This is a genomic window from Pseudomonas sp. GL-B-12 (assembly GCF_019955895.1).
GTDB lineage: Bacteria > Pseudomonadota > Gammaproteobacteria > Pseudomonadales > Pseudomonadaceae > Aquipseudomonas.
This window is the reverse complement of record NZ_JAHBCX010000087.1, coordinates 112,013-128,143: the sequence shown is the minus strand read 5'-3', so window position 1 is coordinate 128,143 and position 16,131 is coordinate 112,013. Positions and strand designations below refer to the sequence as shown.

Sequence of the window (16,131 nt, the reverse complement as noted above, 5' to 3'; positions counted from 1 at the left end):
AGGATGGTCAACAGCAGAAAACCGCCGAGAAAAATCGTCATCTTGGCCATGGGGCCTCCCACACAATGAATTGGCGGTACAGGGGCAGCCTGCGCTGCCCGAACGGCGTACCGAAGACTTATTGTGGGCTGGCGGCTGTATCCGTTACAGAGGCAGATTGCGCTGAAAAATACGGATCAGATCCGCTTTCAGGCTGTGCTTTCGGGGGGTTCCCAGGAAAGAGTTTGCGGGCGATGTCCACGAAAGGTGTGACGATCAACCCCTGCAGCGTCAGGTATCGCTCGTGATCCTGCTCACCGATGCCAAATTGGATGGACTCGGGTGTGGACCGGGTGACGTAGAGCGTGCCGAACATCCAGTCCCACAGTGACAGATTGATGCCGAAGTTCTTGTCGAAGTGTCGCGGCGCATCGCTGTGATGGATCTGGTGTTGCGCCGGGCTGCTCAGCACCCGCTCAAGCACCGGCCCGAAGGAAAACCAGACATGGCTGTGACGCAGGTTGGCCGCCAGGGCATTGAAGATGAACACCATGTAGGTCACGCCAAACAAGGTATAGCGGCTGATCTCTCCCCCGCAGGCGTACCAGAAGACACCGGCAAACGCGCCGACGCAGATGATGTCCGTGAGTTTTTCGACCACCTCTTCCAGAAAGTGCACGCGGCTGGCCGTCGCCGGCACCAGCACGGGCGCCGAATGATGGACTTTGTGGAAGGCCCACAGATACCGCGAATGGAAAGCGCGATGGCCCCAGTAATGGCTGAAATCCTTGACCAGAAATACGCCCAGCCCATAGAGCAGGGTCAGCGCCAGGTGCTCCTCCACTTGCGTACGCGCGCCCCACAGCTGGGTGAAGAACCCGATGTAGTCCGCTGAACGCAAGACGTAAGGATCCACCAGCCCGACGATGGGCAGCACCAGGGCAACCTTGAGGATGGCGAGTACAAAGTAATAGCGGTAGTCGAGCAGCGCTGAGCGATGCAGGTACACCCGGCGGCCGCCGATGAACTGCCCGAATGAGCGCGCGTCGGTCAAACCCCGGGATTTACGCAGGCGGAACAGGCAATAAGCGACGCCGTAAGACATGCAGAGAAAGGCTAGACCGAGCCTGCCGTTGAAGTCGAAAATGCCCAGGAACTGCCGGGTGACCGGCTCGATCACCCACTGGGATAAATAAAGATGGATTGTGGCAAGAACATCCATACCGAGCTGCCCGACGTAAATGGAAGGGCAATTGTAAATGAGAATGAGTCTTTAGTGTGTTGAATTATGCCCGGCTGTCAGCCGCCCAGCGCAATGATCGCAAGGATCAGCACACCCCCCGTGGCGGCCAGGATCACCCCACCCTGCCATTGCGTGGCGCCAGCGTATCTGGCGAGCAGCCAGCCTGCGATGAACAGGACCACGAGGCCGATCAGGTTGGACAGGCGGATGGCGAGTGCCGTCTGATCCAGCAGTATGAACGGCACCACCAGCGGAAATGTCGAGCACACGACCAACAGGAAAACACCGAGAGCACCCTTGAAGTCGTTCCAGCCGAGGCCGGCCCTGATCGGCAAGGGGGGCTGCTCGAGCAGCCGACGGCGCAACAACTCCAGGCCCTCGCTGCCGGCTGCCATCGCGAACTGCAATGGCAACACCTGCGCCACGAGCGCCTGACCGGCCGTGGCGTCCGTGCCATTGCGCAGGGCCAGGTACAGCTTGACCCTGCGCGTGCGCTCGACCAGTGCGCGCAACAGGTACATCACAGCATCGGCCAGTCCCCAGGCGAGATTGCAGCCGAGTGCGGCAATCATCATCGTGCGCTCGGCTGCCTGGTCTGCCGTGGCCACGCTGATAGTGCCGGTGAACGTCATGGCCATCAGCAGGCCGAAGATCACCTCGGTAATGCGCTCGACCGGGTCAAGTACAGGCGCCCTCTCGAATTGACCATTGGTTGGCATGATTTCACCTCGTCGAAGTGTGCTTGCACGATTCCGGTCGACGCTTCGGCCAGGCACCGGTTGCCCAGGCTGGATATCCGCATCCCCGTCAAGTGTAGATTGAACGGCTACACTCATGCGCACACGTTATCTGCTTCAAAAGGAGTGGTTCATGCTTGATTACTTCGCCTTGGGCCTGCTGGTCTTTGTCGGGCTTATTCTGTTTTACGGGATCATCCTGCTCCACGACATCCCCTATGAAATTGCCGTCCACCGCAACCACCCTCACCAGGATGCGATCCACGCCACCGGCTGGGTCAGCCTCTTCACCCTGCACGCGCTGTGGCCGTTCCTGTGGATCTGGGCGATGGCCTATCGAGAGGACCGGGGCTGGGGTTTCAGTGACGGACATTCACCCAAAAGTCATGTGGTTCACCTCGAACAACAGGTCGCCGAGCTGCAAGGCCGCATCGAGCGCCTGGAGGCAGCGACGGGCACGGCACAGAACCGGGTACCAACGGACAATCTCGGCGAGGGCCTTTGAGCCATGGATCTATTACTCATTCTGACGTATGCAGCTCTCTGCGTAGCCATCTTCAAGATCTTCCGCATCCCCCTGAACAAATGGACGGTGCCCACGGCGGTGCTGGGCGGGATCGTGATTATCGGCGCGCTGATTTTCACGATGAACTACAACCACCCCTACTCCGAGGTGGCGCGTTCCTATTTCGTATCGGTTCCGGTGATACCCGTGGTCAGCGGCCAGGTGATCGATGTGCCGGTGAAGACCAACCAGCCCCTGGAAAAAGGCGATGTGCTGTTTCGCATCGACCCCGCGCCTTTCGAATACCGGCTCAGATCCCTCAAGGCACAGCTGATTGCCGCCCAAGCCGATCGCGCCCGGATCACCGAGCTGATCAAGCGTAATTTCGGCACCCAACGGGAGCTGGACATTGTGGTCGCTCGCAGTGATGACCTGAAGGCACAACTGGACAGCGCGCAGTACGAACTCGACAACACCACGGTCCGTGCGCCGAGCAAAGGCTTCGTTACCCATGTGTCACTGCGTCCGGGCATGATGGCGACCAAGTTGCCACTGCGCCCTTCGATGGTCTTCATTCCCGCCGAAGGGCATTACTTCGCGGCGTGGATGCGGCAGAACAGCCTGCTGCGCCTATCAGAAGGCGACGAGGCCGAAGTCGCATTTGACGGCATTCCAGGGAGGGTTTTCGAAGGCAAGGTCAAGACTGTCGTTTCGGTCATCGCCGAAGGCCAGATTCAACCGTCGGGCACGCTGATCGGCTTCACCGGTTCACCACCGGCCGGCCGGGTCCCGGTAATCATTGAAATCACCGATCCCGACTATGCCCAGTACGCCGACCAGATGCCCGGCGGCGCCTACGGCCAGGCAGCGCTGTACAGCCAGCATTTCCATCACATCGCGATGATGCGCAAGATCCTCCTGCGCATGGCCGCCTGGATGAACTACATCTTTCCGTTCCACTAACCGGGCAGCATCGGCAACTGGCTCAATCCTTGAATTGGGTCAGTTGCCGGTTCAGCGAACCGGCCGGATCGCGATAGAACACGTCGTCGGCGTACGGATACCACCAGTCCTGAATCTTCGGCTGGTGGTCGATGATGACCATTTTCGAACGGCGGAATGCTTCCAGCCCCTGACGCCCGAGTTCGCGCCCAAGGCCGGACATCTTCCAGCCACCGAACGGCAGCGCATCGTTGTCGATCAGCGGATTGTTGACCCAGACCATCCCCGCCTCCAGACGCTCGGCGGCTTCCATGGCTTCGGCCAGATCAGTGGAAAACAGCGAGGCACCGAGGCCGAACGGCGAATCGTTGGCCAAGCGCACCGCCTCATCGAAATCGCTGACCCGGCAGATCGCCGCCACCGGGCCGAAGCACTCTTCCTGCAGAATCGCCATGTCGCCGGTCACGCCGGTGAGGATGGTCGGCTCATAGAACCAGCCGACGCTGTGCCCAGGCGGAATCCGCCCGCCACACACCACTGTCGCGCCCTTGGCCACGGCGTCATCGACCAGGCGCATGACTTTATTGCGCGCCGCCTCGCTGACCATCGGCCCGATCTCCGAACGTTCCAGGCCATGGCCAATGCGCAAGGCACGGGTGCGCTCGGCGAACCTGGCGACAAATTCGTCATGGATTTCATCGACGACGTAGAAGCGTTCCGCCGAGGTGCAGATCTGCCCGCTCAAGTGGAACGCCGCTGTCACCGCCCCCGCCGCTGCCACTTCCAGCGGTGCATGCCTGGAGATGATCAGCGGATCGCTGCCACCGGCCTCGATCACGCACGGTTTCATTCGTTCGGCGCAGGCCACGGCCACCGCCTTGCCTGCCGCCACACTGCCGGTGAACGCCACCGCGTGGGTCTGCGCCGACTGCACCAGCAACTGCGCGGTGACCGCATCGCCCGGCACGCAAGACACCAGCCCCGGCAGCAACGCGGTGAAATGTTCCATGAACTTGAGGGTGCATAGGGTCGTGGCTTCCGCCGGCTTGATGATGCAGGCATTGCCAGCCGCCAGGGACGCGGCGACGGTCCAGCACATCAGCAGGATCGGAAAGTTGAACGGCATGATGTGCACGCTGACGCCATAGGGCTCGTAACGCACATGCTGGAACGAGCCGATCTGCGTAGTGCCGGCGACCTTGCCGGCATCGTCCCGGGCCATTTCCGCGTAGTAGCGAAAGATCGGCGCGCAGTTCGCCAATTCGCCCATGGCTTCGGGAAACGGCTTGCCCATCTCCAGGGTCATCAGGCGTGCGACTTCACGGTTGCAGGCCACGTTCTGTTCGATGGCATTGGCCAGTTGATGCAGGCGCGCGGCACGGCTTTTGGCATCCACTACGCGCCATTGTTTTTGCGCGGTGGTGGCGGCTTCGATGGCGGCTTGCACGTCGGCTTCGCCACACACGCCGACTTGCCCGACCGGTTGCAGGGTCGCCGGGTCGAGCACTTCGCGCACACGGCCATCGGTCAGCGGCAGGAATTCAGAATTGATGAAGCGCAATGCGGTGTCAGGGTTGAACGTGGCCATGGGATGATCCTTGAACCAATCGATAAGGGGTTTCACGCAACGTCGCCAGGGTCTCGGCGGGCAGTTCTTCACGCCAGCCCGGCACGTGCCGGTCGAGCCATTGCCGCAGTGGCGCAAAGGCCTCGGCATCCAGGGCGCGGATGAACAAACCGAGGGTGCGCGGCAGGTGCGCCAGGTAACCGTGCTTGCCGTCACGGCCGGCCAGGCGTACGAAAATCCCCAGCACCTTGGCGTGACGCTGGGCGGCCAGGCACCGGTAATCTTCGAGAAAACCCGGCGCATCCAGCTCCGGGCGCTGCAACAGGTAATGACTGATCAGTGCCGCCCGCAGCGCTTCGGGCACATCGCGCCGGGCGTCTTCGAGCAGCGACATCAGGTCATAGGCCGCCGCCCCGACCAGGGCGTCCTGGAAATCCAGCAAGCCGCAGGCGGCGACACCTTCACGCCCTTGCAGCAGCATCAGGTTGTCGACGTGAAAGTCGCGCAGCACCAGGGCTTCGCGGCGTTGTGCGACGTCGCAGCAGGCGTCGGCGAACAACGCCAGATAGTCATCGCGCACGTTCTGCGCCGCGTCCTTGCCGATCAGCAGTGGCACGTACCAGTCGATAAACAGCGCGTACTCGTCCGCCAGTCGATGACCGTCGTAAGGCGCCAGTTCCGTGGCTGGCGCTGCGCGATGCAAGGCCACCAGCGTATCGACCGCCAGGTGATACAGCTGCGACTCCGAATGCCCGGCCAGCAGCAGCCGGGTGTAGGTGTCGTGACCGAAATCCTCGATCAACGCCAGCCCCGCCACCTCGTCCACCGCCAGCAAGGCCGGCGCGGACAGGCCCAGCCCCTGCAACTGCCGGGCGATCCGCACGAACGGGCCGATGGGCTCGCTGTGTGGCGGCGAATCCATCAGCAACAGGCCGGCGCCGTCCAGGCGGCAATAACGCCGGGTCGAAGCATCCGCCGGCAAGGCGACCAGCAAGACTCCGGCGTAACCGGCGCGGGCCAGAAAGGCGGCGCGCTGGGCTTCACGGGTTGGCAATGACGCCAGTGCATCTGTCATGGCAGTCACCGGATCATGTAGACCTTTTTGATGGTCTCGTGGACGGTGCACACACCCTTCCAGTCCTTGCCGAAGAAGGCGGCGGTATCCGGCTTGATCTCGATCACTTCGCCAGACTCGTGGACGTAAGTGCAGCGGCCTTCGAGAAAGTGGCAGAACTCGTCGCTGGTCACATGGCAGAACCACTTGCCCGGGGTGCAGATCCAGATACCGCATTCGGACTGGCCTTCGGGGCCTTTGTGCAGCACCACGCCGGAGACACGGGATTCGCCTTCAAGCATGGTCGGGATCACGCCCCAATCCTTGACGTCGGTGATGCTCAGCGGGTCGTACAGAAATGGGGTCTTCATCTGTTGCTCTCCAGAAAAATCAGTTCAAAAGGTTCATCGCATAACCTGTGGCGAGGGAGCTTGCTCCCGCTGGACTGCGCAGCAGGCCCAATTGTTGGGGCAGCTTCGCTGCCCAGCGGGAGCAAGCTCCCTCGCCACAGGTCCAGTGTCAGATTCAGATTCAGATTCAGGTTCAGGTTCAGGTCCGGTTTCAGGCTCAGGCCAGCATGTAAACGTTGCGCAGGGTTTCCCGGACGTGGCATTCGCCCGTCCATCCGGCCGGAAACAGCACCAGGGTGTTGGGGCGCACTTCGATCACTTCGCCGTTGTCGTTACGGTAAGTGGCGTGCCCCGCGATGAAATGGCACAGCTCGTCCCGCGGAATCGACAGCCGCCAGCGCCCGGGGGTGCACACCCACAACCCGGTTTCCGGGCTGTTGTTCGGGCCCTTGAACAGCAAGCGGCCGCTGGAGTGCGAGACACCTTCGATGGCGTCGCTCTGCACGCCCCAGTCCACCAGATCGGTGCGGCTGCTGACGGCTTCGAGGTACGGCGTGATACCCGCCGTGGTGGATGAATCAGGCATCGTTGAGCACCTTGTCGAGAATCGCGGCCGCGTCTTGCGGCCCCTTGCGTGATTGCATTTGCGCGCTGGTGCGCTGCAGGCGTTGGCGCATCGCCTCGTCGTTGAGGCAAGCGTGAAGTTTTTCCGCGAGCTGTTCTTCGCTCCACTCATAGCGGTCGAGCTTGAAGCCATGGCCGCTTTCTTCGGCGCGCATGGCGTTGTCGTGGCCGTCCCAGACGTAGGACATGACGATCGCCGGTTTGCCGAAGAACAGGCACTCGGTGAAGCTGTTGTTGCCGCCGTGGTGGATCACCGCGTCGACCTGGGCAATCACCGACGGCTGCGGGAACCAGTTGGAAATCTGCACGTTGTCCGGCAGGTCCGGGTATTGGTCGAGGTGTTCGCCAACGTTGAACAGCGCCCGGTAAGGCAGCTTGCCCACCGCCTCGATCAAGCGCTTGAGCAGCTCGACATCGCCGGAACCGAGGCTGCCGAAACTGGCGTACAACAGCGGCTTGTCGTTGTGGGCGCGGAATGGCGGAATCTCGTAGGGCGTGTCTTGGCGCACGCAACCTTGCAGGTAATGGAAGCGCTCGGCGGGCAATGGATGGCGCCGGTCGAACTTGACCGCATCCGGGTACAACAACAGGTTCATGAACGGCGAGGCTTCAAAGAATGTTCCCAGCGGATACGGCTGCTCGCCATGGGCCTGGAGGAACTGGTTGAAGTCGTCGTGGATCGGCCCGACCACTTCCTCGAAACGCTGGCGGAATTGCGCGTGGCCGGCCTTGTCGTCAATGCTCATACCCGACAGGTGCGGCGGGATATCCGGGTCTTCGATCTCGTTTTCCGAGCAGGAAATGATCCGCACCCACGGCTTGCCGTATTGCTTGATCGCCGGGAACAGGATCACGTTGTCGACGCAGATCAGGTCGGGCTTGACCTTGTCCAGCACCGCCGGCAGGTCCTTTTGTGCCCACTTGGCGGTTTCGACGATGGCCGCCCAGCATTCCTTGACGTAGTTGTCGATCTGCTCCAGCGGCGACTTGCGGAAATTCGGAATGTGGCCGTTGATGAAATCCACCCAGTAACGGGCCATTTCTTCGGCCGGCATCGGCGCCGACATATTCACCATGTGCTCTTCAAAACCATAACCGGCGTAGACACCGCTCATGCCCGGGTCGGTGAGGAACACCGCTTTGTGCCCCAGGGCTTCACAGGCCTGGGCGATACCCACTGAGTTCAGCGCCGGGCCGTAGGCGGCTTCGGGGAAGAATGCGATCACTTTCTGTTTCATCGAGTGCTGCTCCTGCCTGGTCTTTTTATTGTTCAGCGCGTCAATACGCGGGCATGCCGGGCCTGCCAGCCCAGCCGGATGGTCGTGTCGATTGCAAAATGGGCGAATTCGAACTGGGAGGACGGCACGCGCACGATCAGCGGTTTGTCGCTGAGGGGGGTCTGCACGTGCAGGTTGGTGTCGAGGCCGTGGTAGGCGACTTCGACGATCTTGCCGCTGACCTGATTGGCGCAATCGCCGCCCTGCTCCGTCAGCACTTGCAGGCGTTCGGGGCGCACCACCACGGCGACGGATTGGCCGGTCACCAGCGGCGCGTCGGTTTCAACGCTCAGCTCCTGGCCATTGACCCGCACCGAGTGCTGGCCCGAGCGCACGCCTTCGAGCAGGTTGCTGACGCCGATGAAGTTGGCGACAAAACGGCTGTTGGGGTTTTCGTAGAGTTCGGTCGGGCTGCCGCACTGGCACACCTTGCCGCCATCGAGCACCGCCATGCGGTCGGACATCACCAGGGCTTCTTCCTGGTCGTGGGTGACGATGATGAAGGTGATGCCGCTCTCGTGTTGCAGGCGCTTGAGTTCCAGCTGCATCTTTTCCCGGAGCTTCTTGTCGAGGGCGCCCAAGGGTTCGTCGAGCAGCAACACCCGCGGACGCTTGACCAGTGCCCGGGCCAATGCCACCCGCTGACGCTGGCCGCCGGAAAGCTGATCGGGCTTGCGCTCGGCCAGTTCACCCAGTTGCGCAGTGCTCAGCACTTCATCGACCCGACGACGGATTTCGCTTTCCGGCAGGCGTTCCATTTCCAGGCCGTAGGCGATGTTCTTGCGCACGGTCATGTTGGGAAACAGCGCGTAGGACTGGAACATCAGGTTCAGCGGACGCTTGTTGGCCGGCAGCGGCGAGATGTCATTGCCGTCCAGGTAGATGCAGCCACCGCTGGGGGTCTCGAAACCGGCAAGCATGCGCAGCAGCGTGGTCTTGCCACAGCCGGACGGCCCAAGCAGCGCGAAAAACTCGTTCTCGCGGATGCTCAGCGACACCTCGTTGACCGCCAGACCGTTGCCATAAGACTTGCTGACCTTGTCCAGGATCAGTACCGCGGAAGAATTATTCATGGGTGCGAGGAGCCTTGTTGAGACGCTGCGAAGCCAGCAGCGCGGTGATGCTGACCAGCATCACCAGCGTCGCCAGAGCGTTGATTTCCGGGGTGACGCCGAAGCGGATCATGGCGTAGATCTGCATGGGCAACGTGGTCGAAGCCTGGCCGGAGCCTGAGTTGAAAAAGGCGATGATGAATTCGTCCACCGACAGGGTGAACGAGAGCAAACCGCCCGCCAGCACGCCGGGGAAAATCACCGGCAACAGCACCCGGCGCAAGGTAGTGAACCAGCTCGCGCCGAGGTCGATCGAGGCTTCGAGGATCGAATAGTCGAAGTGCTTGAGCCGCGTGCGCACCACCGCGCAGACGAAGGCGATGTTGAACACCGCGTGGCTGATGATGATCGAGTGCAGCCCCAGGCCGACCTTGAGCAGGTTGAAAAAGCTCAGCAACGCAATCGCCAGCACGATGTCGGGAATGATCATCGGCGCCATCAGCAAGGTGTCGACCACCTGGCCTTTGTGGTTGTCCTTGCGGCGCAACTCGATGCCCAGCGCCAGGAACGTGCCAAGCACGCAGGCAATGAAGGTCGCCGACAAGGCAACAATCAAAGTGTTGAGCGCGGCCGACAGAATCGCCGTGTTGTGCGCCAGTGCCGCGTACCACTTCAGCGATACGCCGCCCCAGGCGGTGGGCAACCCGGACTTGTTGAACGACAGCAGGATCAACACCAGGATCGGTATATAAAGGAAGGCGTACACCAGCCCCAGGTGCGAACCCAGCACGGTGGCGCTGACAGAACGAGACTGACTCATGAGCGCGCCCCTTCTGCTCGACGGGCCACCAGGGCCTGGATGAACAGCAGGATCAACATGATCGCGATCAGAAAGAAGCTCAGCGCCGCACCGAACGGCCAGTCCCGCGCCGTGAGGAATTGCGAATAGATCAGGTTGCCGACCATCTGCACCTGCTTGCCGCCCAGCAGGTCGGCAGTGATGAAGTTGCCGATGCTCAGCACGAAGACAAACACCGCGCCTGCCGCGATACCCGGCACGCTCAGCGGCAGGATGATCCGACGAAAGGTCATCCAGCCCGAGGCGCCGAGGTCTTTCGAGGCGTCCCACAGTTCGTTGTTGATCCGTGACAGCGACGAGAAAATCGCCAGGATCACAAAGGGGATGTAGTTGTAGACCAGCCCCAGCACCACCGAGGCTTCGGTGTACAGCAGGCTGATGGGTTCACCGCTGTAGCCGAACAATTGCAGCAGGCGGTTGATCAAGCCTTCGCGATTGAGCAAGACGATCCAGGCGTAGGTGCGGATCAGGTAATTGCTCCAGAACGGCAGCATCACCAGAAACAGATACACCGCCTGACGCCGCCGTGGCGCGCGGGCAATCGCATAGGCCGCCGGGTAGCCGATCAACACCGCAAACACCGTGGCCAGCCCGGCGATCTTCGCCGACTTGAGCAGGATGCCCAGGTACAGCGGATCGAACGCGCGCTGGTAGTTTTCCCAGGTGAACAACCAGTCGATGCCGCCATACGCGCCACGTTCGACGAAGCTGTAGACCAGCACCAGCAGGCACGGAATCACCAGAAACATCAGCAGCCAGCCGAAGCCGGGCGCAAGAAGCCAGGCCGACAGACGCCTGTCAGCATGCAAAGCACTCATTAACCCTATCCTCCCGCCTCAGGACAGAGGCGGCTTGCGAGCGTGGCGAGGCACGCCAGGCATGCCTCGGGTCGACGTGGCGTTAGTTCTGCGCTGCCATGATTTCGGTGACCGCGCGGGTGTAGGCCTTTTGCGTGGTGCCGCCCAGGTCGCGCAATTGCTCCATTTTCAGCAACTCGGCGGGGGCGATGGTCAGGTTGGGGTATTGCTTGAGCAAGTCAGCGGACAACCCGGCCATTGCCGCCTGGTTGGGGACTTTGTAGAGGATGTTTTCGGCGACCCAGGCGTGGTTTTCCTTGGCCAGCATGAAGTTGATGAACTTGAAGGCTTCGTCCTGGTGCTTCGAATTCTTGAGCACCACCATGGTGTCCACCCACAGGTCGGAACCTTCCTTGGGCACCACGAACTTGATCGCCGCGTTGGCTTGGGTGCCGTAGTTGCACCAGCCGTCCCAGGCGTGGGCCATCAGCGATTCGCCGGAGGCCAGCTTGGAGTAGAAGGTGGTGTCGTCGAAGGAGAGAATGCGTTTTTTGGTGGCGATCAGTTGATCGCGAACCGCAGCGATTTGCGCGGGGTCACTGTCGTTGACCGACCAGCCCTTGGCGAGGAAACCGGCGCCGAGCATCCAGCGGTCGGTGGCGAGCATCGTCACCTTGCCCTTGAGGGCATCGCTCGGATTGAGCAACTCGTTCCAACTCTGTGGCGCCGGCGTCACCTTGTCGGAGCGATAGCAGATGCCGGTGGTGCCCCAGGTGTAAGGCACGGAGAACCGGTTGCCCTGGTCATATTCCAGGTGCGTGGCTTCGGGGTAGAGGTTTTTCAGGTTGGGGACCTTGACCGGATCGATGTCCGCCAGCAGCCCCTGTTTGTGCAGGACTTCGGCGAAGGGCGAGGAGACGAACACCACGTCGTACCCTTCACCACCGGACGCCATCAGCTTGCCCATGATTTCTTCGTTGGTGGCGTGCAGCGCCTTGTCGACGTCCACACCGCTGGCCGCCTTGAACTTCTCCAGCGCATCCGGGGCCATGTAGCCATCCCAGATGGAAATCACCATGTCTTTCGCACTTGCAGCCTGTGAAGCGATCGCCAGGGAAACGGCCAATCCCACGCACAGAAGATCATTCAGCTTGCTCATAAATACTCACCCGACGATTGTTTATTGTTGTGTTCGAAGGCAGTACGGCAAAACGAGAAACGATTGCTTGTGTTTTTTTTTAGAAATTAGGACCAGTATCAAAAGATGTCAACGCTTTTTTCCGGCCTGACGATTGGCCAGCGCATGACATAAGATGAGCACCTGAGCCCGACAGCGGATCACCACGAGAAAAGACGCTTGAGCACGACAGCCGAAAAAAAACCGCGCACCAATCACCTGGAACTGGCCCGCCGCATCCTCGATCACACCCAGGAAAGCGGCCTGGTGGCCGGCGACCCGGTGGCCGAACAGGCCCTGGCCCGCACGTTCCAGGTCTCGCGCACGCTGATTCGCGGCGCGCTGAAAGTGCTGCTGGAAGAAAACCTGCTGAGTCACGAAGCCGGCAAGGGCTACCGATTGCTGGCCTCGCCATCGGGCCAGGCCTTCAACGCCGCCCTGCCGCAAGCCGAGGAAGAAGAACTGGCCGCCTCGGTACTGCGCGACCGCATGGCCGGGCGCCTGGGCGACAGCATCAGCATCAGCGAACTGATGCGCCGCTACGAAATCGGCCGGCCGGCGGCACAAAAGGCCCTGCAGCAATTGAGCGAAAACCAGGCCATCGAGCGCGGCCCCGGCCAGTCCTGGCTGTTTCGTCCGTCGCTGAACAGCTTGGCCGCTCTGGAAGAAAGCCTGAAATTCCGCCTGATTCTCGAACCCGAAGCCTTGCTCAGCCCGAGCTTCAACGCCGACCCGCAACGCCTGGCGCTGTTGCGCAGCGCCACGCAAAGCCTGCTCGCCCGCCCCGTGGAAGACTTCGACATCCAACAGTTTCGCGAACTGGACATCAGCTTCCACGAACTGCTGGCCCAGAGCTGCGGCAACCGCTTCATCAGCGACGCCCTGCTCCAGCATCAGGGCCTGCGGCGCCTGCCGAACCTGCTGCCCTCGGTGAGCGTGCACCGCCTGCAGGAAGCCCTGCGCGAACACCTGCAAATCATCGCGCAGATCGAACGCGGACAGATGGAGATCGCCGCCGACCTGCTGCGCCTGCACCTGCGCTTGAGCGCTGCGCAACGCCCGCAAACCGCCAACCGTGGCATCCCGCAAAGTCATCTGTTCGGGCGGCGCTAACCGGCTCGCAAAAACATGATGATTTTTTTTTGAAAATAAGACAGCATCAAAAACACCTTCAGGAGCGGCGGGTCTGACCCGCCATGGACAGTCCCTCGCCATGCAAAAACAAAAACTGATCGCCCTGTTTCCGGAAGCCAGTTTCGGCGCGGCCTTGAACTGCATTGGTATCGCTCAGTCGCTGCGTGAACTGGGTGCCAAGCCGGTGTTCATCTGCCATGAACATTTCCAGGGGTTGTTCGCCGAATACGGTTTCGACGAGTACCCGATTCCGCAAGCGAGCCCATTGTCGGCGGCGGAACACCAGCACTACTGGGAGCGCTTCATCGAACGCAGCATTCCCTACTTCGACCAGACCCCGCTGGCACAGATCGACAGCTACGTGGCGCCGGCCTGGGAAGCCATCATCGACACCGCGATCGAAGCGGAAAAACCCTTGCAGCAGTTGCTCGGCCGCCTCAAGCCCGACGTGATCTTACTCGACAACGTGGTGATGTTCCCGGCCATCGCCAACGCCGGTTGCCCCTGGGTGCGGATGGTGTCCTGCGCCGAAACCGAACTGCCGGATGCGGCCGTTCCACCCTACCTGTCCGGATGCCTGGCCAGCGACACCCAGGCCTGCGAGCGTTACACCAAGCAGTACCTGAAGGCTGTCGCACCGGCCCATGAACGTTTTTCGCAATTTCTCCTCGGCAACGCCACCGCGCCGTGCCCAGCGGGACAGTTCCTCACCGACTCGCCATGGCTGAACCTGCTGCTGTCACCGACGCCAGTGCGCTATGAGCGCCAGCAACCGCTGGACCCGCAACGCTACGTGTACCTCGACGGTTGCGTACGCCGCGAAGCGCCGTACATCGTCCCGGACTTTCCACGGCACAACGACGCGCCGCTGATCTACCTCAGCTTCGGCAGCCTCGGTGCCGCCGATACCGAAATGATGAAGCGCCTGATCAGTACAATCGAAACCTTGCCGTACCGCTTCCTGGTCAACGTCGGCGCCTACCGCGACATGTACACCACCGTGCCGGACAACGTGTACCTCGACAGCTGGTTTGCCCAGCCGGCGGTGCTCAAGGAATGCCAGTTGTTCATCCACCACGGCGGTAACAACAGCTTCTGCGAAGCGCTGTACTTTGGCCTGCCATCGCTGATCATTCCCTATTGCTGGGACGGCCACGACAACGCCGCCCGCGCCGAGGAAGTCGGCGTCGGCCGCTACCTACCGCGCTTTGCCGATCCCCTGGCCGCCCTGCCCGCTGCCCTCGAACAGCTGCTGGCCGACCAACCGATGAAACAACGCCTCAAATCGTTCAGCGAGCGCATGCAGGCGACCCGCGGCACCGACATTGCCGCGCGCGCGATCCTGGCGCTTCCAGACCTCTAGCCATAACAACAAAAAATCGTCGGGCAACCGAACGCAATCGTCGCTGCCCGACACACCGCCGGAGTTTCAGCATGAATGCCCCACCGCGTCTCGATTCCCTCGACAACGTCCTGCCCCATCCCTTTTGGCAAGACACCGTCACCCCACCGCCCGTCGCAGCTTCCGTCACCGGCACGGTGCAGTGCGACCTGGCGGTGGTTGGCGGTGGCTTTACCGGATTGTGGACGGCGTTACTGGCGCGCCAGCGCAACCCCGGGCTGAGCATCGCGATCATCGAGGCGCGACGCTGCGGCGGTGAGGCTAGTGGGCGCAACGGCGGGTTTTGTGCTCCAAGCATTTCCCATGGAGTGTCCAACGCCCTCAAGCGTTGGCCGGATGAAGCAGAGCAACTGATCCGCCTCGGCCGGCAGAACCTTGATGAACTGGCCACCGACCTGCAACGCTTTGGCATGCACGTCGAGTTCGAACGCCAGGGCAAACTCAACGTCGCCAGCCAGCCGTGGCAGGTCGACGGGCTGCGCTCGATGCAGCGTAACTATGCACAGTTCGGCATCGACTGCCAGTGGCTGGAAGGCAGCGACCTGGCACGCAAGCTTGATTCACCGGCGTATGCGGCCGGCCTGTTCGAAGCCAATTACGCCCTGCTCAACCCGGCGAAAATGGCCGCTGAACTGCGCCGCGTTTGCCTTGAGCAAGGCATTCAATTGTTCGAAAACAGCCCGGTCCTGCAACTGGATGCGGACAAAGACAACGTGCGCCTGCGTACAGAAAGCGGCGAAGTGACCGCTGGAAAAATCGCCCTCGCCACCAACATCGCCCCGCCGCTGCTCGGCCATCTGGCATCGAGCGTAATCCCGGTCTACGACTACAGCCTGGTCAGCGACCCCTTGAGCGATGCGCAACTGCATGCCATCGGCTGGACCGGCCGCTACGGCATCGCCGACGCCGGCAACCAGTTCCACTACCTGCGCAAGACCGCCGACAACCGCATTCTCTGGGCCGGCTTTGATGCCATCTACCATTTTGGCGGGCGCCGCGACGAAGCCCTGACCCAGCGCCCGCAAAGCTTTCAGCGTCTGGCCGAGCAGTTTCAACAAACTTTCCCGGCCCTGGGCGATGTGCGTTTCAGCCATGCCTGGGGCGGCATCATCGACACCTCGGCGCGCACCACGATGTTCACCGGTTGCGAACATCAGGGCCGCGTCGCCTATGCCTTGGGCTTCACCGGCCAAGGCGTGTCCGCCAGCCGTTTCGCCGCGCTGAACATGCTCGATCTGTTGTCCGGCGAGCGCACCGAACGCACCGAATTGCTGATGACCTCCAAGGCGCCATTCCGCTTTCCGCCCGAACCCTTGCGTTATGTCGGCGTGAAACTGGCCCAGCGTTCGCTGGCGCGAGAAGACCACGACGGTCACCGCGACCTGCTGCTCAAGACCTTCGATGCCTTTGGCATCGGTTTCGATTCCTGATC

16 protein-coding genes are annotated in these 16,131 nt (G+C 61.6%); 5 read left to right on the top strand and 11 right to left on the bottom strand.

The features are described 5' to 3' along the window. Nucleotides 1-118 precede the first annotated feature (118 nt). Together KGA85_RS30195 and KGA85_RS30190 are read right to left on the bottom strand one after the other, a co-directional pair. Nucleotides 119-1,201 carry a sterol desaturase family protein gene (locus tag KGA85_RS30195; protein WP_223455684.1) on the bottom strand — a complete coding sequence of 361 codons (1,083 nt, stop codon included), beginning with the start codon at nt 1,199-1,201 and terminating at the stop codon, nt 119-121. 77 nt (nt 1,202-1,278) lie between these two features. Then, a complete protein-coding gene (locus KGA85_RS30190; protein ID WP_223533125.1) occupies nt 1,279-1,941 on the bottom strand; it encodes a hypothetical protein in 663 nt (220 codons plus the stop codon). Nucleotides 1,942-2,092: 151 nt separating this feature from the next. Between KGA85_RS30190 and KGA85_RS30185 the strand changes: the two genes are divergently transcribed. Then, entirely contained in the window at nt 2,093-2,464 is a 372-nt protein-coding gene (locus KGA85_RS30185) for a DUF3302 domain-containing protein (protein ID WP_223455682.1), read from the top strand. 3 nt (nt 2,465-2,467) lie between these two features. Next, a complete protein-coding gene (locus tag KGA85_RS30180; RefSeq protein ID WP_223455681.1) occupies nt 2,468-3,427 on the top strand; it encodes an HlyD family secretion protein in 960 nt (319 codons plus the stop codon). Nucleotides 3,428-3,449: 22 nt separating this feature from the next. Here KGA85_RS30180 and KGA85_RS30175 read toward each other — a convergent pair whose 3' ends face one another. From KGA85_RS30175 to KGA85_RS30135, 9 genes are all read right to left on the bottom strand, one after another. Then, entirely contained in the window at nt 3,450-4,994 is a 1,545-nt protein-coding gene (locus tag KGA85_RS30175; RefSeq protein ID WP_223543615.1) for an aldehyde dehydrogenase family protein, read from the bottom strand. Beyond that, nucleotides 4,975-6,048, bottom strand: a complete 1,074-nt coding sequence (locus KGA85_RS30170) for an aminoglycoside phosphotransferase family protein (protein WP_223543614.1) — start codon at nt 6,046-6,048, stop codon at nt 4,975-4,977. The genes KGA85_RS30175 and KGA85_RS30170 overlap by 20 nt, the downstream gene beginning before the upstream one ends. 5 nt (nt 6,049-6,053) lie before the next feature. Beyond that, on the bottom strand, nt 6,054-6,398 hold the full coding sequence (locus KGA85_RS30165) for a cupin domain-containing protein (RefSeq protein WP_223455678.1): 345 nt from the start codon (nt 6,396-6,398) through the stop codon (nt 6,054-6,056). 196 nt (nt 6,399-6,594) lie between these two features. Then, a complete protein-coding gene (locus tag KGA85_RS30160; protein WP_223455677.1) occupies nt 6,595-6,963 on the bottom strand; it encodes a cupin domain-containing protein in 369 nt (122 codons plus the stop codon). Further along, nucleotides 6,956-8,239, bottom strand: a complete 1,284-nt coding sequence (locus KGA85_RS30155; RefSeq protein ID WP_223455676.1) for a nucleotide disphospho-sugar-binding domain-containing protein — start codon at nt 8,237-8,239, stop codon at nt 6,956-6,958. The genes KGA85_RS30160 and KGA85_RS30155 overlap by 8 nt, the downstream gene beginning before the upstream one ends. A 32-nt stretch (nt 8,240-8,271) precedes the next feature. After that, the gene (locus KGA85_RS30150) at nt 8,272-9,351 is read right to left on the bottom strand and encodes an ABC transporter ATP-binding protein (protein ID WP_223455675.1); all 1,080 of its coding nucleotides are present in this window, start codon (nt 9,349-9,351) and stop codon (nt 8,272-8,274) included. Next, nucleotides 9,344-10,150 carry an ABC transporter permease gene (locus KGA85_RS30145; protein ID WP_223455674.1) on the bottom strand — a complete coding sequence of 269 codons (807 nt, stop codon included), beginning with the start codon at nt 10,148-10,150 and terminating at the stop codon, nt 9,344-9,346. The genes KGA85_RS30150 and KGA85_RS30145 overlap by 8 nt, the downstream gene beginning before the upstream one ends. After that, on the bottom strand, nt 10,147-11,007 hold the full coding sequence (locus KGA85_RS30140) for an ABC transporter permease (RefSeq protein WP_223533131.1): 861 nt from the start codon (nt 11,005-11,007) through the stop codon (nt 10,147-10,149). Before KGA85_RS30140 ends, KGA85_RS30145 begins: the two co-directional genes overlap by 4 nt. An 82-nt stretch (nt 11,008-11,089) precedes the next feature. Continuing rightward, the gene (locus tag KGA85_RS30135; RefSeq protein WP_223533133.1) at nt 11,090-12,145 is read right to left on the bottom strand and encodes a spermidine/putrescine ABC transporter substrate-binding protein; all 1,056 of its coding nucleotides are present in this window, start codon (nt 12,143-12,145) and stop codon (nt 11,090-11,092) included. A 198-nt stretch (nt 12,146-12,343) separates the two neighbouring features. On the opposite strand from KGA85_RS30135, the gene KGA85_RS30130 reads away from it, so the two are divergent. The 3 genes from KGA85_RS30130 to KGA85_RS30120 all read left to right on the top strand — a co-directional run bounded on the left by KGA85_RS30130 (nt 12,344) and on the right by KGA85_RS30120 (nt 16,129). Beyond that, entirely contained in the window at nt 12,344-13,276 is a 933-nt protein-coding gene (locus KGA85_RS30130) for a GntR family transcriptional regulator (RefSeq protein ID WP_223455672.1), read from the top strand. Between the two features lie 100 nt (nt 13,277-13,376). Continuing rightward, nucleotides 13,377-14,660: a nucleotide disphospho-sugar-binding domain-containing protein gene (locus KGA85_RS30125; RefSeq protein ID WP_223455671.1), complete on the top strand. Its 1,284-nt coding sequence runs from the start codon at nt 13,377-13,379 to the stop codon at nt 14,658-14,660. A 71-nt stretch (nt 14,661-14,731) separates the two neighbouring features. Beyond that, complete coding sequence (locus KGA85_RS30120) at nt 14,732-16,129, top strand: NAD(P)/FAD-dependent oxidoreductase (protein WP_223455670.1); 1,398 nt, start codon at nt 14,732-14,734, stop codon at nt 16,127-16,129. Nucleotides 16,130-16,131: the final 2 nt, after the last annotated feature.